The sequence below is a fragment of the Streptomyces olivaceus genome (assembly GCF_000721235.1).
Taxonomy (GTDB): Bacteria; Actinomycetota; Actinomycetes; order Streptomycetales; family Streptomycetaceae; genus Streptomyces; species Streptomyces olivaceus.
Genome location: NZ_JOFH01000015.1, coordinates 89,949 through 113,875, shown reverse-complemented (window position 1 = coordinate 113,875; position 23,927 = coordinate 89,949). Strand labels below are relative to the sequence as shown.

19 protein-coding genes are annotated in these 23,927 nt (G+C 72.5%); 10 read left to right on the top strand and 9 right to left on the bottom strand.

All coding sequences use genetic code 11. From position 1 onward, the window contains the following. The first annotated feature begins 244 nt into the window (after positions 1–244). The 4 genes from IG94_RS0118210 to IG94_RS0118195 all read left to right on the top strand — a co-directional run bounded on the left by IG94_RS0118210 (position 245) and on the right by IG94_RS0118195 (position 4,686). Positions 245–550 (top strand): 4a-hydroxytetrahydrobiopterin dehydratase, encoded by a 306-nt coding sequence (locus IG94_RS0118210; RefSeq protein ID WP_031037473.1) that lies wholly within the window; start codon positions 245–247, stop codon positions 548–550. A gap of 4 nt (positions 551–554) precedes the next feature. Further along, positions 555–1,295 (top strand): class I SAM-dependent methyltransferase, encoded by a 741-nt coding sequence (locus tag IG94_RS0118205; RefSeq protein WP_031037470.1) that lies wholly within the window; start codon positions 555–557, stop codon positions 1,293–1,295. A gap of 606 nt (positions 1,296–1,901) precedes the next feature. After that, positions 1,902–3,635: a glycoside hydrolase family 6 protein gene (locus IG94_RS0118200; RefSeq protein WP_031037467.1), complete on the top strand. Its 1,734-nt coding sequence runs from the start codon at positions 1,902–1,904 to the stop codon at positions 3,633–3,635. Positions 3,636–3,774: 139 nt separating this feature from the next. Further along, complete coding sequence (locus tag IG94_RS0118195) at positions 3,775–4,686, top strand: class I SAM-dependent methyltransferase (protein ID WP_031037464.1); 912 nt, start codon at positions 3,775–3,777, stop codon at positions 4,684–4,686. An 82-nt stretch (positions 4,687–4,768) separates the two neighbouring features. Here IG94_RS0118195 and IG94_RS0118190 read toward each other — a convergent pair whose 3' ends face one another. The 3 genes from IG94_RS0118190 to IG94_RS0118180 all read right to left on the bottom strand — a co-directional run bounded on the left by IG94_RS0118190 (position 4,769) and on the right by IG94_RS0118180 (position 8,710). Beyond that, positions 4,769–5,602, bottom strand: coding sequence for an aldo/keto reductase (locus IG94_RS0118190; protein WP_031037461.1), 834 nt, complete (start codon positions 5,600–5,602; stop codon positions 4,769–4,771). Between the two features lie 83 nt (positions 5,603–5,685). Continuing rightward, a complete protein-coding gene (locus IG94_RS0118185) occupies positions 5,686–7,512 on the bottom strand; it encodes an AMP-dependent synthetase/ligase (RefSeq protein WP_031037459.1) in 1,827 nt (608 codons plus the stop codon). A 316-nt stretch (positions 7,513–7,828) separates the two neighbouring features. Then, the gene (locus IG94_RS0118180) at positions 7,829–8,710 is read right to left on the bottom strand and encodes a LysR substrate-binding domain-containing protein (RefSeq protein WP_031037456.1); all 882 of its coding nucleotides are present in this window, start codon (positions 8,708–8,710) and stop codon (positions 7,829–7,831) included. Between the two features lie 131 nt (positions 8,711–8,841). On the opposite strand from IG94_RS0118180, the gene IG94_RS0118175 reads away from it, so the two are divergent. Further along, positions 8,842–9,852 carry a bile acid:sodium symporter family protein gene (locus tag IG94_RS0118175; RefSeq protein WP_248783074.1) on the top strand — a complete coding sequence of 337 codons (1,011 nt, stop codon included), beginning with the start codon at positions 8,842–8,844 and terminating at the stop codon, positions 9,850–9,852. Between the two features lie 45 nt (positions 9,853–9,897). Here the strand turns inward: IG94_RS0118175 and IG94_RS0118170 are convergent, their stop codons facing one another. From IG94_RS0118170 to IG94_RS0118145, 6 genes are all read right to left on the bottom strand, one after another. Next, positions 9,898–11,769 carry an exo-alpha-sialidase gene (locus IG94_RS0118170; RefSeq protein WP_031037451.1) on the bottom strand — a complete coding sequence of 624 codons (1,872 nt, stop codon included), beginning with the start codon at positions 11,767–11,769 and terminating at the stop codon, positions 9,898–9,900. A 211-nt stretch (positions 11,770–11,980) separates the two neighbouring features. Next, the gene (fdhD, locus tag IG94_RS0118165; protein ID WP_031037446.1) at positions 11,981–12,829 is read right to left on the bottom strand and encodes a formate dehydrogenase accessory sulfurtransferase FdhD; all 849 of its coding nucleotides are present in this window, start codon (positions 12,827–12,829) and stop codon (positions 11,981–11,983) included. A gap of 44 nt (positions 12,830–12,873) precedes the next feature. Further along, positions 12,874–13,734 (bottom strand): 2Fe-2S iron-sulfur cluster-binding protein, encoded by an 861-nt coding sequence (locus IG94_RS0118160; RefSeq protein WP_031037444.1) that lies wholly within the window; start codon positions 13,732–13,734, stop codon positions 12,874–12,876. After that, positions 13,731–15,761: an NAD(P)H-dependent oxidoreductase subunit E gene (locus IG94_RS0118155; protein WP_031037441.1), complete on the bottom strand. Its 2,031-nt coding sequence runs from the start codon at positions 15,759–15,761 to the stop codon at positions 13,731–13,733. The genes IG94_RS0118160 and IG94_RS0118155 overlap by 4 nt, the downstream gene beginning before the upstream one ends. Next, positions 15,742–17,670 carry a molybdopterin oxidoreductase family protein gene (locus IG94_RS0118150; RefSeq protein ID WP_031037439.1) on the bottom strand — a complete coding sequence of 643 codons (1,929 nt, stop codon included), beginning with the start codon at positions 17,668–17,670 and terminating at the stop codon, positions 15,742–15,744. The genes IG94_RS0118155 and IG94_RS0118150 overlap by 20 nt, the downstream gene beginning before the upstream one ends. Next, a complete protein-coding gene (locus IG94_RS0118145) occupies positions 17,667–18,638 on the bottom strand; it encodes a 2-dehydropantoate 2-reductase (protein WP_031037437.1) in 972 nt (323 codons plus the stop codon). The genes IG94_RS0118150 and IG94_RS0118145 overlap by 4 nt, the downstream gene beginning before the upstream one ends. A gap of 208 nt (positions 18,639–18,846) precedes the next feature. Here IG94_RS0118145 and IG94_RS0118140 point away from each other — a divergent pair, with 208 nt between their 5' ends. The 5 genes from IG94_RS0118140 to IG94_RS0118120 all read left to right on the top strand — a co-directional run bounded on the left by IG94_RS0118140 (position 18,847) and on the right by IG94_RS0118120 (position 23,838). After that, positions 18,847–20,187, top strand: a complete 1,341-nt coding sequence (locus IG94_RS0118140; protein ID WP_031037435.1) for an OFA family MFS transporter — start codon at positions 18,847–18,849, stop codon at positions 20,185–20,187. Next, the gene (locus IG94_RS42900; RefSeq protein WP_164711429.1) at positions 20,156–20,299 is read left to right on the top strand and encodes an MFS transporter small subunit; all 144 of its coding nucleotides are present in this window, start codon (positions 20,156–20,158) and stop codon (positions 20,297–20,299) included. Before IG94_RS0118140 ends, IG94_RS42900 begins: the two co-directional genes overlap by 32 nt. Positions 20,300–20,547: 248 nt before the next feature. Next, complete coding sequence (locus IG94_RS0118130; protein WP_031037434.1) at positions 20,548–21,498, top strand: beta-ketoacyl-ACP synthase III; 951 nt, start codon at positions 20,548–20,550, stop codon at positions 21,496–21,498. 140 nt (positions 21,499–21,638) lie between these two features. After that, the gene (locus IG94_RS0118125) at positions 21,639–22,376 is read left to right on the top strand and encodes a GntR family transcriptional regulator (protein ID WP_052410734.1); all 738 of its coding nucleotides are present in this window, start codon (positions 21,639–21,641) and stop codon (positions 22,374–22,376) included. Positions 22,377–22,656: 280 nt separating this feature from the next. After that, a complete protein-coding gene (locus IG94_RS0118120; RefSeq protein ID WP_031037427.1) occupies positions 22,657–23,838 on the top strand; it encodes an ROK family transcriptional regulator in 1,182 nt (393 codons plus the stop codon). Positions 23,839–23,927 lie beyond the last annotated feature (89 nt).

The following is a 23,927-nucleotide window of genomic DNA, read 5'->3' as shown; positions in this document are numbered from 1 at the left end:
GGACCGCCGCCGGACCGGCCGGGAGCGGCCCGTCCCGACGGAGCCGGTGTGCCGGGCGGGGGAGTCGGCTCGGGGCGTCGGTTCCGGCCGGCGGACGTGGCTGCGATCATGGTTGCGAACGGTAGCCCACGCCGGGCCGCGCCGGACCGGTCGGCGCTCCTGCCCGGGGCCGCGGCGACCGGGCTGTGGCAGGCTGAAGAGACCCCGCCGAACCGGGGCGGGCCGTCCGAGAGGAACGCCGCACATGCCCGTCGTACCGCTGTCCCCGCAGGAGATCGAGGAGCGGCTGGCCGGACTGCCCGGCTGGTCCCTCGACGCCGGCCGCCTCACTCGTTCTTACCGGCTCGCCTCGCACTTCGCGGCGACCGCGATGGTCGTCCACGTCGCGCAGGTCCAGGAGGAACTGGACCACCACTCCGACCTGACCCTCGGGTACAACACCGTCTCCCTGGCCGTGCAGACCCACAGCGCCGGCGGCGCCGTCACCGAGAAGGACGTCGAGCTCGCCCGCAGGGTGGAGGACCTGGCCCCCGGCCACGGGGCACACTGACGGTGTGCTCGACTACGACAAGGAAGCGGAAGGCTACGACGCCCTGCGCGGCGGCGAGCCCCGGGCCGCGGCCGCCGCGGAGGCCGTGCTGAGCCTGGTTCCGGTGCGGGCCCGCAGCCTGCTCGACGTGGCCTGCGGCACCGGCATCGTCACCCGTCGGATCGTGGCCGCACGCGACGGCCTGAGGGCGACCGGCGTCGACCTCGCGCCCGCCATGACCCGCCGCGCCGCGGCCCGGCTGCCCGGCGCCGTCGTACGCGCCGACAGCCGCCGACTGCCCTTCCGGGACGGCGAGTTCGACGCCGTCACCAGCGTGTGGCTCCTGCACCTGGCCGGCGGCAGCGAGAACGTGCGGGCGATCGTCGCCGAGTGCGCCCGCGTACTGCGGCCCGGCGGGGTGTACGTGACGACGGTCGACAAGGGCGCCGCGCACAACGTCGGCAGCGACATCGACGCCGTACTGGCGGCCCGCCCGCCCAGCACCGCCCACGACGCCGCCGACCGCGTCGAGGCCCACGCCCGCGCGCACGGACTGCTTCCGGCGGGGCGGGCCCGCTTCACCGGGCACGGCCAGGGCCGCAGTCCCCGCCGCACGGTCGCCGACCTGCGGCGCGGCTGGTTCGTCACGCTGCCGCCGGGCGAACCCCTGGCGGAGGACTTCGCCGCCCGGCTCATGGCCCTCCCGGACCAGGACCGACCGCGCCCCGACCCGGTGTTCGCCCTGCGGGCGTTCGTGAAGCCCTGACACGACGGCGGAGCCGGCGTGCTGCCCGGCACCGTGCCCTTGCCAGAGACGTCAGGGGCCGCCTCCGTACCGGTGGAAGTGCGTGCCGGTCATGGTGCTGGTTCCTCCTTGCGGCTCGGGGAGTGGGGGAGGAGCAACAAGCCTTGAACCAGTGGGAGCGCTCCCATAGTGAGGAGAGGCGCTCTGGCGGTCAAGATGTGTGAAGAGTCGAAAAGATTCGACGGGGGCGGCCCGGAGAAAGTCGGTAACTCCTCTGTTCTTTACCGTCACTTGGCGCTACCTTCGCTGCACCAGTGGGAGCGGTTCCACCAGTCGGCGCGTCTGTCACGGCGCGCCCGAACTGCAAGGAGTCGCTCATGCGCCACCCCCCGTTCCACCTTCCGCGTTCAGGACCTTTAGCCGAGGCCGAGGCCGAGGCCCGTCCGACGCGTCACCGGCCCGAGCGCCGGTTCGTACACCCCCCGGGCCATTCCACCGTGCCCGCGGGCCGTTCCTGACCGCCGGTCACCACGGCACCCCCAGGCCGACCGGCAGCGGGCCGCGCCGAAAGACGCGCTGCCCGGAACGACAGCACCCGCACCCCCACGAGAGAAGGAACCCGCACTCATGACCCGAACCAGAACCGCGATGCTCGCCGCCCTGACACTGGTCGCCGGGGCGTCCGGCACGGCCCTGGCCGCCCAGACCGCGAGCGCCGGGGCGGCGGCCGCCGCCTGCACCGTCGACTACGAGGTGCAGAACGACTGGGGAAGCGGCTTCACCGCCGCCGTGACCGTCACCAACAACGGTGCCGCCACGTCCGGCTGGTCCCTGGGATGGACGTACGCCGGCAGCCAGAAGGTCACCAGCAGCTGGAACGCGAAGGTCAGCCAGAGCGGTGCCGCCGTCACCGCGGCCAACGAGTCCCACAACGCCACCCTGTCCACGGGCGGTTCGGCGAGCTTCGGCTTCCAGGCCACCTACAGCGGCGGCAACGCGATCCCCGCCACCTTCACCCTCAACGGCGTGACCTGCAACGCCGACGGCGGGACCGACCCCACGGATCCGACCGACCCGACGGATCCGACCGACCCCACCGGCCCGTCCGCCCGGGTGGACAACCCCTACGACGGCGCTCAGGTCTACGTGAACCCCGAGTGGTCCGCCAACGCCGCCGCCGAGTCCGGCGGCGACCGCGTCGCCGACGAGCCGACCGGCGTGTGGCTCGACCGGACCGCCGCCATCGAGGGAGCCAACGGCGGCATGGGGCTGCGCGACCACCTGGACGCCGCGCTGGAGCAGAAGGGCTCCGGCGAACTGGTCGTCCAGCTGGTGATCTACAACCTGCCCGGGCGGGACTGCTCGGCCCTCGCCTCCAACGGCGAGCTGGGCCCGACCGAGATCGACCGGTACAAGACCGAGTACATCGACCCGATCAAGGAGATCCTCGGCGACTCGAAGTACGCCTCGCTGCGGATCGTCACCACCGTCGAGATCGACTCGCTGCCCAACCTCGTGACCAACACCGGCAGCCGCCCCACGGCCGTCCCCGAGTGCGACACGATGAAGGCCAACGGCAACTACGTGAAGGGCGTCGGGTACGCCCTCGCCCAGCTGGGCGACGTGCCCAACGTCTACAACTACATCGACGCCGGCCACCACGGCTGGATCGGCTGGGACGACAACTTCGGCGCCAGCGCCGACATCATCAGGGAGGCCGCGTCCGCCGAGGGCGCCACCGTCGCCGACGTGCACGGCTTCATCACCAACACCGCCAACTACAGCGCCCTGGAGGAGGAGAACTTCAGCATCGACGACAGCGTCAACGGCACCTCCGTGCGCCAGTCGAAGTGGGTCGACTGGAACCGGTACGTGGACGAGCTGTCCTTCGCCCAGGCCTTCCGCAACGAGCTGGTCTCCAAGGGCTTCGAATCCGGCATCGGCATGCTGATCGACACCTCCCGCAACGGCTGGGGCGGCTCGGCCCGGCCCACCGGTCCCGGCCCGCAGACCAGCGTCGACGCCTACGTGGACGGCGGGCGCTACGACCTCCGCATCCACCCCGGCAACTGGTGCAACCAGTCCGGGGCCGGCCTCGGCGAGCGCCCGCAGGCCAGTCCCGCCGCGGGGATCGACGCGTACGTCTGGATGAAGCCCCCGGGCGAGTCCGACGGCGCGAGCGAGCTGATCGACAACGACGAGGGCAAGGGCTTCGACCGGATGTGCGACCCCACCTACGAGGGCAACGTGCGCAACGGCAACAACCCGTCGAACGCACTGCCGAACGCGCCGATCTCCGGGAAGTGGTTCTCCGCGCAGTTCCAGGAGCTGTTGAAGAACGCCTACCCGCCCCTGTCGTGAGCGGGTGAGTCACCGGGGTCCGGTCCCTTGCGGGCCGGGCCCCGGCCGCCGCGCTTTTTTGCGGCAACGGCAACAATGTTTGCCCCCTCGCGGTGCGCCGTCGCACGCTGGCCGGACCGCGAACGGGAGGCTGACCACCATGGCGCACGACCACCGACACCACCACGGGCCCGGGCACGGGCCCGGACACGCATCCCAGCACGACCACGCCGACGTGGACTGGGCCGCGATGGCCCCGCTGCTGGAGGCACAGGCCGAGCTGTACACGCCGCTGTACCGGCAGGCCATGGACTGGCTGGCCCGGGAGGTGACCGACCCCGGCCTGATCGTCGACGCCGGCAGCGGCCCCGGCGTCGTCTCCTGCCTGTTCGCCGACGCCTTCCCGGGCGCCCGGGTCGTCGCCGCCGACGGCGCCGCACCGCTGCTCGGGCGGGCCGCCGCCCGTGCCGCCCGGCTGGGCCTCGCCGACCGGTTCGGCACCCTCGCCGGTGACCTGCCCGACGCGCTGGGGGAGCTGGAGTACCCGGCCGACCTGCTGTGGGCCAGCCAGAGCCTGCACCACCTGGCCGACCAGCGCGCCGCCCTCGCCGCCTTCGGCTCCCACCTCGCGCCCGGCGGCACGCTGGCGATCCTGGAGGGCGGACTGCCCGCCCGGTTCCTGCCCCGCGACCTCGGCATCGGGCGTCCGGGCCTCCAGGACAGGATCCGTGCCGTGGAGGCGGACGTGTTCTCCACGATGCGCGGAGACCTGCCGGGCACCGTGGCCGAGACCGAGGACTGGCCCGCGATGCTGACCGCCGCCGGGCTCCGCCACACCGGCACGCGCAGCTTCCTCCTCGACCTGCCCGCGCCCCTGTCCGACGCGGCCCGCGACTACGTCACCACGTCGCTGTCCCGGCTGCGCGAGCAGATCGGCGAGGGCCTGGACGCCGGGGACCGCGCCACCCTGGACCGGCTGCTCGACCCCGGCGACGAGGCGAGCGCGCACCGGCGCCGCGACGTGTTCGTGCTGGTGGCGCACACCGTCTACACGGCGGTGCGGCCCGGGTGATCACGCCGGGACGCCCGGGACGCACGAAGGGCCCCGGCCGCACGCGACCGGAGCCCTTCGGCGTGCCCTGGTGAGGGCCCGCTCAGGAGTTGACGTCCGCCGGGTCCGACCCCAGCCGCCGGTCCTCGTTCAGCGCGCTGATGGCCGCGAGGTCCTCGGTGTCCAGGCTGAAGCCGAACACGTCGATGTTCTCCTTGATCCGGGACGGCGTCACGGACTTCGGGATCACCACGTTGCCCAGCTGGAGGTGCCAGCGCAGCACCACCTGGGCCGGGGTGCGCCCGTGCTTCTGGGCGATCGCGACGATGGCCGGGATCTCCAGGATGCCCTTGCCCGACCCGAGCGGGGACCAGGCCTCGGTGGCGATGCCCTGCTCGGCGTGGAGCTCGCGGGAGGCGTGCTGCTGGAGGTGCGGGTGCAGCTCGATCTGGTTGACGGCGGGCAGCACCGACGTCTCGCCGATCAGCCGCTCCAGGTGGTCCGGCAGGAAGTTGGAGACGCCGATGGCCCGTACCCGGCCGTCGGCGAGCAGCTTCTCGAACGCCTTGTAGGTGTCGACGTACTTCTCCCTGGCCGGCATGGGCCAGTGGATCAGGTACAGGTCGAGGTAGTCCAGGCCGAGTTTCGCCAGCGACGTGTCGAAGGCCTGGAGAGTGGAGTCGTACCCCTGGTCGCTGTTCCAGAGCTTGGTGGTGACGAAGAGGTCCTCGCGGGCCAGACCGGAGGCGGCGATCGCCCTGCCGGTGCCCTCTTCATTGCCGTAGATCGCCGCTGTGTCGATGCTGCGGTACCCGGCCTCCAGGGCCTGGGCGACGGCGGTCTGCGCCTCGTCGTCCGGCACCTGCCAGACGCCGAAACCCAGCTGGGGCATCTCGACGCCGTTGTTCAGGGTGATCGGGGGGACCTTGCTGCTCACGAGCTCTCGATCCTTCGGTTGTGGTCAGGTGGTACTCCCATCGTCAACGATCACGAGCCGCGACGCATTCCTGACCGTGGAACTCATGCCCGGTACAGCGCTTCCACCTCGGTGCCGTAGGCGTTCTCGATGGCCTTGCGCTTCAGTTTCAGCGAGGGCGTCAGCAGCCCGTGCTCCTCGGTGAACGGCTGGGCGAGGATGCGGAAGGTGCGGATCGACTCGGCCTGCGACACGAGCGTGTTGGCCGCGACGACCGCGCGCCGCACCTCCGTCTCCAGGTCGGCGTCGTGCACCAGGGCGGCCGGGGACATCTGCGGCTTGTTGCGCATCGCCAGCCAGTGCTCGACCGCCTCGTGGTCGAGCGTGATGAGGGCGGCGACGTAGGGGCGGTCGTTGCCGACGACGATGCACTGGTTGATCAGCGGATGGTCGCGCACCCGCTCCTCCAGCAGACCGGGGGAGACGCTCTTGCCGCCGGAGGTCACGAGGATCTCCTTCTTGCGGCCGGTGATGGTGAGGTAGCCGTCCTCGTCCAGGGAGCCCAGGTCGCCGGTGCCCAGCCAGCCGTCGTGCAGGGTCTCGTCGGTGGCCTTCGGATTGTTCAGGTACGCCTGGAAGACGTTGTCGCCGTGCAGCCAGATCTCGCCGTCGTCCGCTATGTGCACGGTCACGCCCGGGACGGGCAGGCCGACAGTCCCGTAGCGGGTGCGCTCGGGCGGGTTGGCGGTGGCGGCCGCGGTGGACTCGGTCAGGCCGTATCCCTCGTAGATCTGCACGCCCGCGCCCGCGAAGAACAGACCGAGCCGCCGGTCCATCGCCGAGCCGCCCGACATGGCGTTGCGGATGCGTCCGCCCATCGCCGCCCGCACCTTGGCGTAGACGAGCTTGTCGAAGAGCTGGTGCTGCATCCGCAGCCCCGCCGACGGGCCGGGACCGATGCCCCAGGCCTTGGCCTCGACCGCCTCCGCGTACTTCACGGCCACGTCGACGGCCTTCTCGAAGGGGCCCGCCTTCCCGTCCTTCTCCGCCTTGCGCCGGGCCGCGTTGAACACCTTCTCGAAGATGTACGGCACCGCCAGGATGAAGGTCGGCCGGAACGCGGCCAGGTCCGGCAGCAGCGCCGAGGCGTTGAGCTGCGGCTGGTGGCCGAAGCGGACCCGGCCGCGGATCGCCGCGACCTCCACCATCCGCCCGAAGACGTGGGCGAGCGGCAGGAACAGCAGGGTCGCCACCTCGTCGCCGCGCTTGGAGTGGAACACCGGCTCCCAGCGCTCGATGACGGTGTCCGCCTCCCACATGAAGTTGCCGTGCGAGATGACGCAGCCCTTGGGGCGGCCCGTGGTGCCGGACGTGTAGATGATGGTGGCGACCGAGTCGGGCGTGACCGCCTTGCGGTGGCGGTGCACGATCTCGTCGTCGAGGTGTGCGCCCGCGTCGTACAGGTCCTGGACGATGCCGGAGTCCAGCTGCCACAGACCGCGCAGGTGCGGCAGCCGGTCGATGACGGTGGCGATGGTCATCGCGTGGTCCTCGTGCTCCACCACCGCGGCCGTCACCTCGGCGTCGTACAGCATCCACATGCACTGCTCGGCCGAGGAGGTGGGGTAGACGGGGACCACCTGGGCACCGATCGTCCACAGGGCGAAGTCGAACAGGGTCCACTCGTAGCGGGTGCGGGACATGATCGCTACCCGGTCGCCGAAGCGGATGCCCTGGGCGAGCAGCCCCTTGGCGAGGGCCAGCACCTCGTCGCGGAAGGCTCCGGCGGTGACGTCCCGCCACTGCCCGGAGTCGTCCTTGCGGCCCAGCGCGATGTGCCGCGGATCCTCCTGGGCATGCTCGAAGACGACGTCGGCCAGACCACCCACCGGTGGTGCCGACATCAACGGAGGACTGGTGAACTCTCGCAAACCCCGCTCCCCGCTCCGTGTTCCGGATGACTCCCCCCGCACAGCGCGGTGAAAGCTACCCCACCCCGGGCGGGGGCGGGAGGGACGCGAAATTCGAACAGGGCTCATGTTCACGCTGGTCAGCCAGCGGAAATGCGCTCACATGGGGAAGGGTCGGACAGTTTCTCGACGGTTGGGTAATCATCGGAGGCCTAATCTCCACCGAATCTGTACGACCCGCTTACCGCCGGTACGTGTCCGTCGGGGCCTCTGCCTCCGCGCCCTCTTCCCGCTCTCCTCCCTTCAGCGCGTCCGCCGCCGATTCCGTCACTCCCGCTCATCCGAGGCCCGCCCGCCGGGGCCGGTGCAGCCGGTCGCCGCCCGCGAGGACCGCCGCCGCCAGCGCCTCCGCCGCGCCCTGCGCGGCCGTGTGCCGGCGGCCGTGCACCAGCACGAAGTCGACCCGGCCCAGCTCGGGCAGCCCGGCCCGGTCCGAGACCCGGACCAGGCCGGGCGGGACGAGTGCCCGGGAGTGCGCCATCACGCCCAGGCCCGCGCGGGCCGCCGCGATCAGGCCGTTGAGGCTGCCGCTGGTGCACGCGATCCGCCACTCGCGGCCCTCCCGCTGCAGGGCCTCCAGGGCGAGAGCGCGGCTGATGCCCGGCGGCGGGTAGACGATGAGCGGCACCGGGCGGTCCGGGTCGACCCGCAGCCGCTCGGCGCCGATCCACACCAGCCGGTCGCTCCACACCGGCTCGCCCCGCGGGTCCTCCGGCCGCCGCTTGGCCAGGACCAGGTCCAGCTTCCCGGCCGCCAGCTGCTCGTGCAGCGTGCCCGACAGCTCCACCGTCAGCTCCAGGTCGACCTCCGGGTGGTCGTGCCGGAAACCCTCCAGGATCTCCGGGAGCCGGGTCAGCACGAAGTCCTCGGACGCCCCGAACCGCAGCCGGCCGCGCAGCCGGGTGCCGGTGAAGAAGGCCGTCGCCTGCTCGTGCACCTCCAGGATCCGGCGGGCGAACCCGAGCATCGCCTCCCCGTCCTCCGTCAGCTCCACGGAGTGGGTGTCGCGGGTGAACAACTGCCGCCCGGTGGCGTCCTCCAGCCGCCGCACGTGCTGACTCACCGTCGACTGGCGCAGCCCCAGCCGCCGGGCGGCCTGCGTGAAGCTCAGCGTCTGGGCCACCGACAGGAACGTACGCAGGTGGGAAGGGTCGTACATCCGTCCACCGTAACGGCTCCCATCGGAGATCGTGATGACAGTCAGAGCGGTGTACGGGATTCCCGATCGCCGTGCGGGAGAGCACGATGGGCCGGGGACCCGTGACCCTGTTCGAAGGAAAGTGGAGCACCGTGAAACGCCTGAGTTGGCCGCGCCGGCTGCCGATCGACCCGTACATCCTGCTGCTGCTCGGCACGGTGGCCCTCGCGGCGCTGCTGCCGGCCCGCGGCGCGGGCGCGGACGTGGCCTCCGGCGCCTCCACGGGCGCGATCGCGTTCCTGTTCTTCCTCTACGGCGCCCGGCTCTCCACCCGTGAGGCGATGGACGGTCTGCGGCACTGGCGGCTGCACGTCACCGTGCTGGCCTGCACGTTCGTCGTCTTCCCGCTGCTGGGGCTCGCCTCGCGCGGACTCGTCCCGGTCCTGCTGACCGACCCGCTCTTCCAGGGCCTGCTCTTCCTCACCCTGGTCCCCTCGACCATCCAGTCGTCGATCGCCTTCACCTCCATCGCCCGCGGCAACGTGCCCGCCGCCATCTGCGCCGGGTCCTTCTCGTCACTGGTGGGCATCGTCCTGACGCCGCTCCTCGCGGCCGCGCTCCTCGGCGGCAGCGGAGGAGGGTTCTCCGCCGACTCGGTGGTGGAGATCGTGCTGCAGCTGCTGGTGCCGTTCGTCGCCGGGCAGGTGCTGCGCAGGTGGATCGGCGGCTTCGTGGTCCGGCACAAGAAGGTCCTCGGGCTCGTCGACCGCGGCTCGATCCTCCTCGTCGTCTACACCGCGTTCAGCGAGGGCATGGTCCGGGGCGTCTGGCACCAGGTGAGTCCCGCCCGGCTGGCCGGGCTGCTGGCCGTCGAGGCGGTACTGCTCGCGGTCATGCTGGTGCTGACCTGGTACGGGGCGAAGGGGCTCGGCTTCGGCCGCGCCGACCGGATCGCGATCCAGTTCGCCGGGTCGAAGAAGTCGCTCGCCGCCGGACTGCCCATGGCGAGTCGTCGCCCGAAGGGCGGCCTCGCGGCGTCAGGTGCGTGCTCTCGGCGTGCCGGGCGTCGACCGGCGTACTGGTTGTACGTGGTCGGCGCCCGGTGCGCCGAGTGTGCGTGCATGGCGTCGCGAGGCAGACGGGAATTGTCAGACAGGCCCTAGGGGGTGTCGTCGGGGCGGAAGTGTCGTACCGGTCGGCGGCCGTGCTCAGCCGGAGGTGTCCACCCGGTCCAGGGGCAGGTGCACGACGGTGTCCGCGGTGCCCGAGGGCGGTGGGCCGACGGCGATCTCCTCGTCGGTCAGGGCCCGGTTCCACACGTGCACCTCGTCGACGGCACCGGTGAGACGGGCCCGGCCGTCCATCCGTTCGCCGATGTGCACGCCGAACGGCGAGTCGCGGCTGACCGACCCGGGCACGTCCGCCGCCTCCGCGACCGCCGTGCCGTCCACGAACAGCGTCAGACGGCCCCCGCCCCGGCGCAACGCCACCTCGTGCCACCCTCCGTCGTTGAGGGCCCCGTCGGTGCGCACCCACGCCGAGCGCGGCGCCGCCGCCCCGTCGCGCGCCGTGATCAGCCCCTGGACCCTGCCGTGGTCCGGCTCGGCCCGCAGCCACACCTGGGGCTGCGAGGTCCCGATGCCGCCCATCCACAGCAGCGGCTGCTCCCCGCCGTCCTCGGTGTACCGGAACCGCAGCGACGCCGTGAACTCCCCGTCCCCGAGCGGCAGCCGCGCGTCGTGCGGCAGCCGTACGGCGTCGTCGGCACCGTCGAGCGCCAGCGCGCCGCCCTCCGCACCGGCCGTCGCCGACGCGCCGCCCAGCACCGACGCGGGCGCGGCACCCGGGGCGAGGTCGGGTGTGGTGGGGTCGGCGGCCCGGCGCGCACCGAGCCAGTCCCCGGTGAAGCGGGCGAAGCGGATCTCGTCCCGGGCGTCGGCCGTCCCGGCCTCGTACAGCAGGCCCACGGTCCCGCCGTCGTCCACCGGCACCAGGTCCGAGTAGCCCGACCAGTCCCGGGTGACGACCGCGCCGCGGTCCGCGCCCTCCCAGGTCGCGCCGCCGTCGTAGGACGAGCGGACCGTCATCGTCCGCCGCCGGTCGGGGTCGGCCGGGGCGGACAGGAGCAGGCGGTCGCCGAGACGCAGCACCGCGCCCTGCACCTGCGGGGCGTACAGGTCGGGCAGGGCCCGGAAGGGGGCGGTGAAGCTGTCGCCGCCGTCGCGGCTGAGGGCCTGGGTGCGGTGGCCCAGGTCGGTGCCCTGCTCCTCGCGGCCACTGACGAGGAGGGCACCGTCGGCGCGCTCGGCGAGGGTCAGTTCGGACGGCTTCTGCCGGAAGGTGCCGTCGGCCGCGACGGGCCAGGTGTCGGTGGCCCCGACCTTCCAGTGCGCGCCGCCGTCGTCGCTCACCACCAGCGCCGCGTGGTTGGCGGTGAGGCGCCCGCCGTCCCAGCTCTCCGCGTTCACGCCGACGACCAGGCGCCCCGGGTGGGCGCCGCCGGTGAGCTGGACGCCGTGCACGGGGCCGGTGGCGTACCAGGAGTTCCAGTCGGGCGGCCGGATCTCGGGGCCCAGGTCGCGGGGCGCGGACCAGGTGCGGCCGTCGTCGTCGCTGTACTGCAGGTGGGGCGTGCGGGCGCAGGGCACCGCGCAGTTCGCGGCGTCCGTGCGGCCCGCGTTGTACGTCTCCAGCAGGAGGACGCGGCCGGTGGCGCGGTCGACGACCGGAGCCGGGTTGCCGTGGGTGTCGCCGCCGCCGTCGTCGACGACCTGGAGCGGGCCCCAGGTCCGTCCGCCGTCGGTGGAGCGCTTGAGGACGATGTCGATGTCGCCGGCGTCCCCGCAGTCGAGCACCCGCCCCTCGGCGAAGGCGAGCAGGGTGCCGTCGGCCGTCCGCACGACCGCCGGGATGCGGAAGCACGCGTAGCCGCCCGGGTCCCGGGCCGCCTCGAAGAGCACCTGCTGCTCGATCTCCGGGGCCAGGGCCGCGGGGAGGGCGTACGCCGGGAGCGGGGACGCCGTCAGGGCGAGCGCCGAGACGAGGGCCGGCCAGTGGGCGAGGAGAGGTCGTGACGGCATGGCGCGGTCTGCCCTTCAGGCGGCTGGTCGGAACCGGTCGTCGTCCGGACATCAGTATCAACAGGACATTTGGCGCACCTTGGGAGATCCCTCGCGTGATCACCCGCGTGTCGAACGCTGAGGAAGGCCGCGTGGTCGAGGCGGGGCCCCGGCGGCGCAGGGGGCGCTCCCCGCCGGCCGGGGCCCCGCCGCCGTGCCGCGAGGAGGCGGGTCAGCCCTGGGCGGCCGCGGCCCGCAGGGCGACGCGGTCCTCACCCGCGTACACGTTCATGGAACTGCCGCGCAGGAAGCCCACCAGCGTCAGGCCCGTCTCGGCGGCCAGGTCCACCGCGAGCGAGGACGGCGCCGACACCGCCGCCAGCACCGGGATGCCCGCCATCACGGCCTTCTGCGCCAGCTCGAAGGAGGCCCGGCCCGACACCAGCAGCACGGAGCGCGACAGCGGCAGGTCCCCGTTCTGCAGGGCGCGGCCGACCAGTTTGTCGACCGCGTTGTGCCGGCCCACGTCCTCCCGTACGTCCACCAGCTCGCCGTCCTCGGTGAACAGCGCCGCCGCGTGCAGTCCGCCGGTGCGGTCGAAGACCCGCTGGGAGGCGCGCAGCCGGTCGGGGAGGTCCGCCAGCAGCTCCGGGGTGACGCGGACCGGGGGAGTGTCGGCGATGGGCCAGCGGGCCGTCGTACGCACCGCGTCCAGGCTCGCCTTGCCGCACAGGCCGCAGGACGAGGTGGTGTAGACGTTCCGTTCCAGGGTGATGTCCGGGATCCGCACGCCGGGCGTGGTCCGCACGTCGACCACGTTGTACGTGTTGGAGCCGTCGACCGTGGCGCCCGCGCAGTACACGATGTTCTGCAGGTCGGCCTGCTCGGTGAGCACGCCCTCGCTGACCAGGAAGCCGGCCGCCAGCGCGAAGTCGTCGCCGGGCGTGCGCATGGTGATGGCGAGCGGCTTGCCGTTCAGCCGGATCTCCAGCGGTTCCTCGGCGACGAGCGTGTCCGGCCGCGCGGACACGGCACCGTCCCGTACCCGGATCACCTTGCGTCGTTCGGTTACTCGTCCCATGTTCGTGCCCCTTGTGCCGGTCGTCTTGCCGGTCGGTGTGCCGGTCAGTCCCGGTTCTGTACGTGCTGGTAGCCGAAGCGGCCCTTGATGCACAGGTTGCCGTGGGTCACCGGGTTGTCGTGCGGAGAGGTGACCTTCACGATCTCATTGTCCTGCACGTGGAGCGTCAGGTTGCAGCCCACTCCGCAGTACGCGCACACCGTCGTCGTCTCGGTCTGCCGCTCCTCGTCCCAGGTGCCGGCGGCCCGCATGTCGTACTCCGACTTGAAGGACAGGGCTCCCGTGGGGCACACCTCGACGCAGTTGCCGCAGTAGACGCACGCCGAGTCGGTCAGCGGGCCGTCGTGCTCGACCGCGATCCGGGCGTCGAAGCCGCGGCCGGCGACCGAGATGGCGAAGGTGTTCTGCCACTGGGTGCCGCACGCGTCCACGCACTTGTAGCAGAGGATGCATTTGCCGTAGTCCCGGACGTACAGGTCGTTGTCGACGCGCGGCTCCTCGTCGACGCGGGCCGCGTCCGGGCCGAAGCGGTCCGGCTCCGCCCCGTACTCCTCGATCCACCGCGCGGCCGGCTCAGTCGTGGAGAGGTCGACGGAGGAGGCGAGGAGTTCGAGGACGACCTTGCGGCTGTGCCGGGCGCGCTCGGTGTCCGTGCGCACCACCATGCCCGGCTCCGCCCGCCGTGAGCAGGCGGGCGCGAGGGTCCTGGCGCCCTCGACGTCCACCACGCAGACCCGGCAGGCGTTCTTCGGCGCGAGCGTGTCGCCCTCGCACAGGGTCGGGACGTCCTTCCCGGCCGCCCGGCAGGCGTCGAGGATCATGGAGCCCTCCGGGACCCGGGCCTCCTGGCCGTCGAGGGTGAACTCCACCAGGCGGCGCGGCACGCCGAGCGGTATCGCGGTCATCGGTAGGCCCCCAGACGGTCGATGGCGGATTCCACGGCGTTCCACGCGGTCTGCCCCAGACCGCAGATCGAGGCGTCCCGCATCGCGCGGCCGACCTCGCGCAGGAGGGCGATGTCGGGGGCGGCGTCGGTGCCCGTGCGGTCGACGATCCGGTGGAGTGCCTCCTCCTGGCGTACGGTGCCGACCCGGCACGGCACGCACTGCCCGCAGGACTCGTCGCGGAAGAACTCGGCGATGCGCAGGAGGAGGCGGGGGAGCGGGACGGTGTCGTCGAAGGCCATGACGACGCCGGAGCCGAGGGTCGTCCCGGCCTCGCGGGTGCCTTCGAAGGTGAGCGGGATGTCCAGTTCGTCGGGGCGGACGAAGCCGCCGGCGGCGCCGCCGAGCAGCACCGCGCGGAGGTTGCCGCGGACACCGGCGAGGGCGAGCAGCTCGCCGAGCGTCGCGCCGAAGGGGAGTTCGTAGACGCCGGGGCGGGCCACGGTGCCGGAGACGCAGAACAGCTTCGGGCCGGTGGAGTCCGGGGTGCCGATCGCGGCGTAGGCCTCGGCGCCCATGGTGAGGATCGGGAGGACGTTGACCAGGGTCTCCACGTTGTTCTCCACCGTGGGCTTGCCGAACAGCCCCTTCTCCACGGGGAACGGCGGCTTGGAGCGGGGCTCGCCGCGGTGGCCCTCGATGGAGTTGAACAGGGCTGTCTCCTCGCCGCAGATGTACGCCCCGGCGCCGCGCCGGATCTCGATGTCGAAGGCGTAGCCCTGACCGAGGACGTCGTCGCCGAGCAGGCCGCGGGTGCGGGCCTGCCGTACGGCGTGGGTGAGGCGGGCGAGGGCGCGGGGGTACTCGCCGCGGAGGTAGAGGTGGCCCTGGTGGGCGCCGGTCGCGTACGCCGCGATCGTCATCGCCTCGACCAGGGCGTACGGGTCGCCCTCCATGAGGACGCGGTCCTTGAAGGTGCCCGGTTCGGATTCGTCGGCGTTGCAGACGAGGTAGTGCGGGTGGTCGGGCTGGGCCGACGTCGCCTGCCACTTGCGGCCGGTGGGGAAGGCGGCTCCGCCGCGGCCGACCAGGCCGGCGTCGGTGACCTCGCGGATGACGCCGGCGGGGCCGAGGGCGAAGGCGCGGCGGAGGGCGGTGTAGCCGCCGTGGGCACGGTAGTCGTCCAGCGAGGTGGGGTCGGTGGTGCCGATGCGGCGGAGGAGGATGAGAGGAGTGGTGGGGGTGGTGGGGATGGTGGGAGTGAGGGCGGGGTTGCCGGTCTGGGGGGCCGCGGTGCGGGCGGCGGGTTCGGTGGGGGCCGATTCGGGGGTCGTGGCGGCGTGGACGGCGGTGTCGGGGGTTGCGGGGGCGCATACGGCCGTCGCGTGGAGGGTGGGTCGCCCCAGCCGCCCCTTCCCGTTCCCGTCCCCCGGGGCTGCCGCCCCCGGACCCCCGCTCTCGGCCTGGACGGCCACGTCCTCAAACGCCGGACGGGCTGAGGCGCCCTCGGGCGCCGGAGGGGTCGGGGAGCCTTCCGGCGTCGGGCAGGACGGCTCGCCCGCTCGGATCACCAGGGCGGCCGGGGCGCGTTCGCACAGGCCCAGGCACGGGGAGCGTTCGATCCGGACGCCGTTCTCCGGGCCCAGGCGGGCCGCCACCGCCGCGGACAGCTCGTCCGCCCCCGCCGCCGTGCACGCCAGGTCGGTGCAGACGTGCAGGACCGTGGCCGGGCGGGGGCGGACGGAGAACATCGCGTAGAAGGTGGCCACCCCGTACGCCTCGGCCGGGGGCACGGTCAGGCGGCGGCACACGTAGTCCAGGGCGCCCTCGCTGATCCAGCCGACGCGGTCGTTGAGCGCGTGCAGGGCCGGCAGGAGCTGGTCGCGGCGGTCGCGGGCCTCGCGGCCGCCGCGGGCCCACCTGAGGTCGGCGGTGTCCGTCCCGCCGCGGTCGGCGCCCGCCCAGGAGGACTCCGGCGGGCCGAGCAGGGCGTCGACGGCGGCGCGCTCCTCGTCCGTCGGCTTGCCGTCACCGAAGCGCAGGTCCACCGGTGCCCACCTTCTCGATCCGGATCGCCGAGGCCTTGAACTCCGCCGTGCCGGCGATGGGGCAGTTGGCCTCGATGGTCAGCTGGTTGGTGTCCACCTCGTCGGGGAAGTGGAAGCTCATGAACGCCAGTCCGGGGCGCAGGGCCGTGTCGACCCACACGGGGGCGAGGAGCGAGCCGCGCCGCGAGGTGACCCGGACCTCCTCGCCCACGGCCACCCCGTAGCGTTCGGCGTCCTCCGGGCAGAGTTCGACCGACTCGCCGCGGCGCAGCGGGGACGCGTAACCGCCGCTCTGCACACCCGTGTTGTAGGAGTCGAGGCGGCGCCCCGTGGTCAGCCGGAGCGGGTACTCCTCGTCGGTGAGGTCCACGGGCGGGTCGTGCCGGACGATGCCGAAGGGGGCCGGGCGGCCGCGGCGGGACGGGTCCGGCGCCCACAACCGGCCGTGCAGGTACGTCGGTTCCAGCTCCGCCGTGCTCGGGCACGGCCACTGGATGCCCTGGTGCTCCTCCAGGCGGGCGTACGTCATCCCGTGGTGGTCCGGGGAGACGGAGCGCAGTTCGTTCCAGACGGCCTCCGCGTCGGCGTACTTCCAGTCGTGGCCCAGGCGGGATGCGAGGTCGCAGAGGATGTCGATGTCTTCCCGCGCCTCACCGGGCGGGGTCACGGCCCTGCGGACGCGTTGCACGCGGCGTTCGCTGTTGGTGGTGGTGCCCTCCGTCTCCGCCCAGCCGGCGGTCGCCGGGAGGACCACGTCGGCGAGTTCGGCGGTCCTGGTGAGGAAGATGTCCTGGACCACCAGGAAGTCCAGGGCGCGCAGGCGGCGTACCGCCTGGTCGGCGTCCGCCTCCGACTGGGCCGGGTTCTCGCCGATGCAGTACACGGCGCGAAGTGTGCCCTCGTCCATTGCCTCGAACATCTCCGTCAGGGTCAGGCCGTGGCGCGGCTCGACCACCGTGTCCCACACCGTCTCGAACTTCCGGCGGACCTCCGGGTCGAGCACGTCCTGGAAACCCGGGAGGCGGTTGGGGATCGCGCCCATGTCGCCGCCGCCCTGCACGTTGTTCTGGCCGCGCAGGGGCTGCAGCCCGGAGCCGTAGCGGCCGACGTGGCCGGTGAGCAGGGAGAGGTTGATCAGGGCGCGGACGTTGTCGGTGCCGTTGTGGTGCTCGGTGATGCCGAGGGTCCAGCACAGCTGGGCGCGCTCGGCCCGGGCGTAGGCGTGGGCCAACTCGCGGACGGCGGCGGCGGGTACGCCCGTCACCTTCTCGGCGAGGGAGAGGGTCCACGGCTCGACGAGCGCCCGGTACTCCTCGTAGCCGGTGGTGGCCCGCTCGATGAACGCCTCGTTGGCCAGGCCCGCGTGGATGATCTCCCGGCCGACCGCGTGGGCCAGCGCGATGTCGGTGCCGACGTTCAGGCCGAGCCAGCTCTCCGCCCACTCGGCGGTGGAGGTGCGGCGCGGGTCGACGACGTACATGCGGGCGCCGTTGTGGAGGCCCTTCAGCACGTGCTGGAAGAAGATCGGGTGGGCGAAGCGGGCGTTGGAGCCCCACATCACGATGGTGTCGGTGTGCTCGATCTCCTCGTAGGAGGAGGTGCCGCCGCCCGAGCCGAAGGCGGCCGACAGGCCCGCGACGCTGGGCGCGTGGCAGGTGCGGTTGCAGGAGTCGACGTTGTGGGTGCCCATGACCACCCGGGCGAACTTCTGCGCCACGTAGTTCATCTCGTTGGTCGCGCGGGCGCAGGAGAACATCCCGAAGGCGCCGCGTGCCGCAGCCAGGCCCCGGGCGGTGCGGTCCAGGGCCTCCTCCCAGGTGGCCCGGCGGAAGGGTTCGTCCCGCGCGTCCCGCACCAGGGGATGGGTGAGGCGGGTGTAGGTCTTGGGACTCCGGTCGCGTTTCCTCATGCGGCGCTCCTCAGGGCGAGCAGGTCCGACAGGGCGTGCACGGTGCGCAGGGTGGGGACCGGGACCCCGGTGATCCCGGCCAGTTCGACGACCGCCGCGAGCAGCACGTCGAGTTCGAGCGGCTTGCCGCGCTCCAGGTCCTGCAGCGTGGAGGTGCGGTGGTCGCCGACCTTCTCGGCGCCCGCGAGCCGGCGTTCGACGGAGACGCCGACCTCGCAGCCGAGGGCCCGGGCGACGGACAGCGTCTCGGTCATCATCATCGCGATGACCTCCCGCGTGCCGCCGTGCAGGCACATCTGGCGCATGGTGGCGCGGGCCAGGGCGCTGATCGGGTTGAAGGAGATGTTGCCCAGCAGCTTCAGCCAGATGTCGGCGCGCAGGTCGGGCTCGACCGGGCACTTCAGGCCGCCCGCGCGCATCGCCTCGCTGAACGCCAGGCACCGTGCCGAGACCTCCCGGCCGGGCTCGCCGACGGAGAACCTGGTGCCCTCCACATGCCGTACGACGCCGGGCTGTTCGAGTTCGGTGGCCGCGTAGACCACGCAGCCGACGGCCCGTTCGGGCGCGAGCACCGCACTGACCGCGCCGTCCGGGTCCACACTGTCGAGGCGGCGCCCGTCGTGGGGTCCGCCGTGCCGGTGGAAGTACCACCAGGGGATGCCGTTCTGGGCGGCCACGACCGCCGTGGAGCCGTGCAGGAGTGGCGCGATCAGCGGCCCGCACGCCGCGTACGCGTGTGCCTTCAGGCCGAGGAACACGTAGTCGGACGGGCCGACTTCGGCCGGATCGTCGGTGGTACGCGGATGCGCGGTGAAGTCGCCGCGCGGGCTGCGTACCCGGACGCCGAACTGCCGCATGGCCGCCAGATGGGGTCCGCGGGCGATGAGATGCACGTCGGCGCCCGCACGGTGGAGCGCGGCGCCGACGTAGGCGCCGATCGCCCCGGCGCCGAGAACTGCGACTTTCATGGCGGGAGCTCCGTTCGGTCGAGGGATACCGAGGAACCGGGAAGCCTCCGACCGGCGGTCCGGGGAGCTTCCGAGAGTGAGCCGATGATGTCGACGAAATATTGTCTACAGTATGTAGGTTACTAACAGCAAGCCTCTGTGCGACACGAGTGGTTGTGAGCTCAACAGTCTTTTCAAGAGCATTTCCAGTCCATACGGTTGGGGACCCATGAGCCCCCCCGTCGCACCTCCGGGCTGGAGCCGCTGGCTCGTTCCCCCGGCAGCCCTCTCGGTCCACCTCTCCATCGGCCAGGCCTACGCCTGGTCCGTGTTCAAACCGCCGCTGGAGTCCGCGCTCGGCCTCAGCGGCACGCAGAGCGCCCTGCCCTTCCAGCTCGGCATCGTCATGCTCGGGCTCTCGGCCGCCTTCGGCGGCACGCTCGTCGAACGGCACGGGCCGCGCTGGGCGATGACCGTCGCCCTGATCTGCTTCTCGTCCGGCTTCCTGCTCTCCGCGCTCGGCGCCGCCGTGGAGCAGTACTGGCTGATTGTCTTCGGCTACGGCTTCGTCGGCGGGATCGGGCTCGGCATCGGCTACATCTCGCCGGTGTCGACACTGATGAAGTGGTTCCCGGACCGGCCGGGCATGGCCACCGGCATCGCCATCATGGGCTTCGGCGGCGGCGCCCTGATCGCCTCGCCCTGGTCGGCGCAGATGCTGGACTCCTTCGGCACCGACAGCTCCGGGATCGCCCTCGCCTTCCTCGTCCACGGCCTGACCTACGCCGTCTTCATGCTGATGGGCGTGCTGCTGGTGCGGGTGCCCCGGCCGAAGAAGGGGGCGGACGGCGCGCCGGCCCCGCTGGAGGGCGTGCAGGTCTCGGCGCGCAGCGCCCTGCGCACCCCGCAGTTCTGGCTGCTGTGGATCGTGCTCTGCATGAACGTGACGGCCGGCATCGGCATCCTGGAGAAGGCCGCGCCGATGATCACGGACTTCTTCGCGGACAGCTCCACGCCGGTGTCGGTGACCGCCGCCGCGGGCTTCGTCGCCCTGCTGTCGGCGGCCAACATGGCCGGCCGGCTCGGCTGGTCCTCGGCCTCCGACCTGATCGGACGCAAGAACATCTACCGCGTCTACCTCGGCGTCGGCGCGCTGATGTACACGCTGATCGCCCTCTTCGGGGACGCGTCCAAGCCGCTGTTCGTGCTGTGCGCGCTGGTCGTCCTCTCCTTCTACGGCGGCGGCTTCGCCACCATTCCCGCCTATCTGAAGGACCTCTTCGGCACCTACCAGGTCGGCGCCATCCACGGGCGGCTGCTCACCGCCTGGTCCACGGCCGGCGTCCTCGGACCGCTGATCGTGAACTGGATCGCCGACCGGCAGGAGGAGGCCGGACACCACGGCGCGGACCTCTACGGCACGTCGTTCCTCATCATGATCGGGCTGCTGGTCGTCGGCTTCGTCGCCAACGAACTCGTCCGGCCCGTCGCCGCCCGCCACCACGAACCCGCCGTCCAGGCACCGAAGGAGGGCACCGATGTCGTCCGACAGCAGCCAGAGTCCGCCTGACACCCCCGACCGGCGGCCGCTGATCGCCTTCACCTGGCTCTGGGTGGGCGCACCGCTCGCCTACGGGCTGTACGAACTCGTCCGGAAGGCGACCCAGCTGTTCACGGGGTGACCGGCCGGTCGCCGGGTGAGCCCTGTTGCTCCGGTGACCGGTTGCCCGTCGGGTGATCGGTCGTTCACCGGGTGACCGGCTGGTCACCCGTGAGGGAGCAGGGGAACGGGTGTGCCGGTGGCGCCGAAGGATGCTGACCGAAGCCGACAAGCCGCACGCCCGTTTCCTGTCACATCACCTGCCGTCGTACCCGTCGGTCACTGAACACACTGGTGGATCCCGTACCCCGAGGCAGCGAGGACTCCACCATGCACCACGGCTCCCGCATCACCGCCGTCGGCCACTACCAGCCCGCCCGCGTCCTCACCAACGAGGACCTGACGGCCATGGTCGACACCAGCGACGAGTGGATCAGGAGCCGGGTGGGCATCCGGTCGCGCCGGATCGCCGGCCCCGACGAGCCGGTCGACGAGCTGGCCGGCCACGCCGCCGCCAAGGCGCTCGCGTCGGCCGGACTCACCCCCGCCGACGTGGACATGGTCGTGGTCGCCACCTCCACCGCGATCGACCGCTCCCCGAACACCGCCGCCCGCGTCGCGGCCCGCCTCGGCATCCCCGGCCCCGCCGCGCTGGACCTCAACGTCGTCTGCGCCGGCTTCACCCACGCCCTGGCCACCGCCGACCACGCGGTACGGGCCGGCTCGGCCACCCGCGCGCTGGTCATCGGCGCGGACAAGATGTCCGAGGTGACCGACTGGACCGACCGCACCACCTGCGTCCTGGTCGGCGACGGGGCGGGGGCCGCCGTGGTGGAGGCCTGCGCACCGGAGGAGGAGGCGGGGATCGGCCCCGTGCTGTGGGGGTCGGTGCCCGAGATGGGCAACGCGGTCCGCATCGAGGGCACGCCCCCGAGGTTCGCCCAGGAGGGCCAGAGCGTCTACCGCTGGGCCACCACCCGGCTGCCCGCCATCGCCCGGCAGGCCTGCGAGCGGGCCGGACTGCAGCCGGCCGACCTCGCGGCGGTCGTCCTGCACCAGGCCAACCTGCGCATCATCGAACCCCTCGCCGCGAAGATCGGCGCCGTGAACGCCGTCGTCGCCCGCGACGTGGTCGAGTCCGGCAACACCTCGGCGGCCAGCATCCCGCTCGCCCTGTCCAAGCTCGTGGAGCGGGGCGAGCTCACCACCGGCGACCCGGCCCTGCTCTTCGGCTTCGGCGGCAACCTCTCCTACGCCGGCCAGGTCGTCCGCTGCCCCTGAACCCGGCCCCGAACGACCCCGCCCGGCCCGCGGTGTGACGTCGCCTACACCCGGGGCGCCGGACCCTGCGCGCCGTAGACTGTAGACGAAAGACAATCGATACTGCGCGTACGGGTTGTGCCGGCTTTCGAGGGGGACCGATGTTGTCCGCAGGACTGCCGCAGGGCGCGGTGCCCAGGCTCGAACGCCCGGGACCGCTGCGGGACCGGGTGTACGAGGCCCTGCTCGAACTCATCACGACGCGGGCCCTGCAGCCCGGCCAGCACTTGGTCGAGAGCGAACTCGCCGGTCACCTCGGGGTGTCGAGGCAGCCGGTGCGCGAGGCCCTGCAGCGGCTCAACACCGAGGGCTGGGTCGACCTGCGTCCCGCGCAGGGCGCGTTCGTGCACGAGCCGACGGAGGCCGAGGCCGACCAGCTCCTGACCGTCCGTACGCTCCTGGAGGCCGAGGCGGCCCGGCTCGCCGCCGCCAACGCCTCCAGTGCGGGCGTGGCCGACCTGGAGAAGCTCTGCGAGGAGGGCGAGCGGGCGGTCGCCGACGACGACGTGGACGCCGCGGTCGCCGTCAACGCCCGCTTCCACGCGAAGATCATGGAGCTGGCCGGCAACTCCGTCCTGGCCGAACTCGCCGCCCAGGTCGACCGCCGGGTGCGCTGGTACTACACGCCGATCGCCCGGCAGCGCGGCCGGCAGTCCTGGATCGAGCACCGGGGACTGATCGCCGCCGTCTCCGACCGCGACGAGCAGACCGCGACCCGGCTGATGCGCGAGCACACGGAGCACACCAGGCGCTCCTATCACGCGCGCGGAGACGCGTCGCAGCGCGGGACGCCGCCCCAGGAGAGCCCGCGGGGAGCGGCGCCGCGAGAGGAAACGTAAGGTCAGAGCCTGTTCCGAGGCCGTCGGGCGATCGCGCCTGGCGGCCTCGCCGCGTCCGGGGACGGGCGGCGCCGCACCCCTCTTTGTCCACTGAGTGGAGAAAGTTGGCAGTAATTCGTGCGCAACTTCTTCCCACACCCGGCGCCCACTGCTACGTTCCCTCCGAAAGCAAGCCACGGGATCAGGTCACGGGAGCACGTCACGGACGTGACCGGGTCACGTGGCCGGAAACCGGCGGACTTCAACGGCCGATCGAGGCGGGGAGGGGCTCGTGAGACGCATGACCGCACGACCCGCGAACGCCCACCAGGCGCGACTGCTCCAGCTGTTGCGCGACGGTGGGCCCAACTCCCGGGCCCAGCTGGGCGACCAGGTAGACCTCTCGCGGTCGAAGCTGGCCGTCGAGGTGGACCGGCTCCTGGAGACCGGGCTCGTCGTGGCCGACGGACTCGCCGCCTCGCGCGGCGGGCGCCGCAGCCACAACGTGCGCCTCAACCCGGAACTGCGCTTCCTCGGCGTCGACATCGGCGCGACCTCGGTCGACGTCGCGGTCACCAACGCCGAGCTGGAGATCCTCGGGCACATCAATCAGCCCATGGACGTGCGCGAGGGGCCCGTCGCGGTCTTCGAGCAGGTGCTGTCCATGACCGCCAAGCTGCGTGCCTCGGGGCTCGCGGAAGGCTTCGACGGCGCCGGCATCGGCGTCCCGGGGCCCGTCCGCTTCCCCGAGGGTGTGCCGGTGGCTCCGCCGATCATGCCGGGCTGGGACGGCTTCCCCGTACGGGAGGCGCTCAGCCAGGAACTCGGGTGCCCGGTCATGGTCGACAACGACGTGAACCTGATGGCGCTGGGGGAGCAGCACGCGGGCGTCGCCCGCACCGTGCACGACTTCCTCGTCGTCAAGATCGGTACCGGCATCGGCTGCGGCATCGTCGTCGGCGGTGACGTGTACCGGGGGACCACGGGCAGCGCGGGCGACATCGGGCACATCCAGGCCGTGCCCGAGGGCCGCCAGTGCGCCTGCGGCAACCGGGGCTGCCTCGAAGCCCACTTCAGCGGCGCGGCCCTGGCGCGCGACGCCGCGGAGGCCGCCGAGGACGGCCGATCGGCCGAGCTGGCCAACCGGCTGGAGGCGAACGGGGGCCTGAGCGCCGCCGACGTCGCCGCCGCGGCCGCCGCGGGCGACGCCACCGCGCTCGACCTGATCCGCGAGGGCGGCCGCAGCACCGGCCAGGTCATCGCGGGCCTGGTCAGCTTCTTCAACCCGGGCCTGGTGGTGATCGGCGGCGGGGTGACCGGCCTCGGCCACAACCTGCTCGCCGCCATCCGCACCCAGGTCTACCGCCAGTCGCTGCCCCTGGCGACCGGCAACCTGCCCATCGTCCTCGGGGAGCTGGGACCCACCGCCGGAGTCATCGGCGCGGCCCGGCTCATCAGCGACCACCTGTTCTCACCCGCGTAGGCACCACCCCGCGCAAGCACCACTACGCGCAGGCACCACCCCGCGCAAGCACCACCCCGCGTAGGCACCACCGGCCCCGGACCCCACGG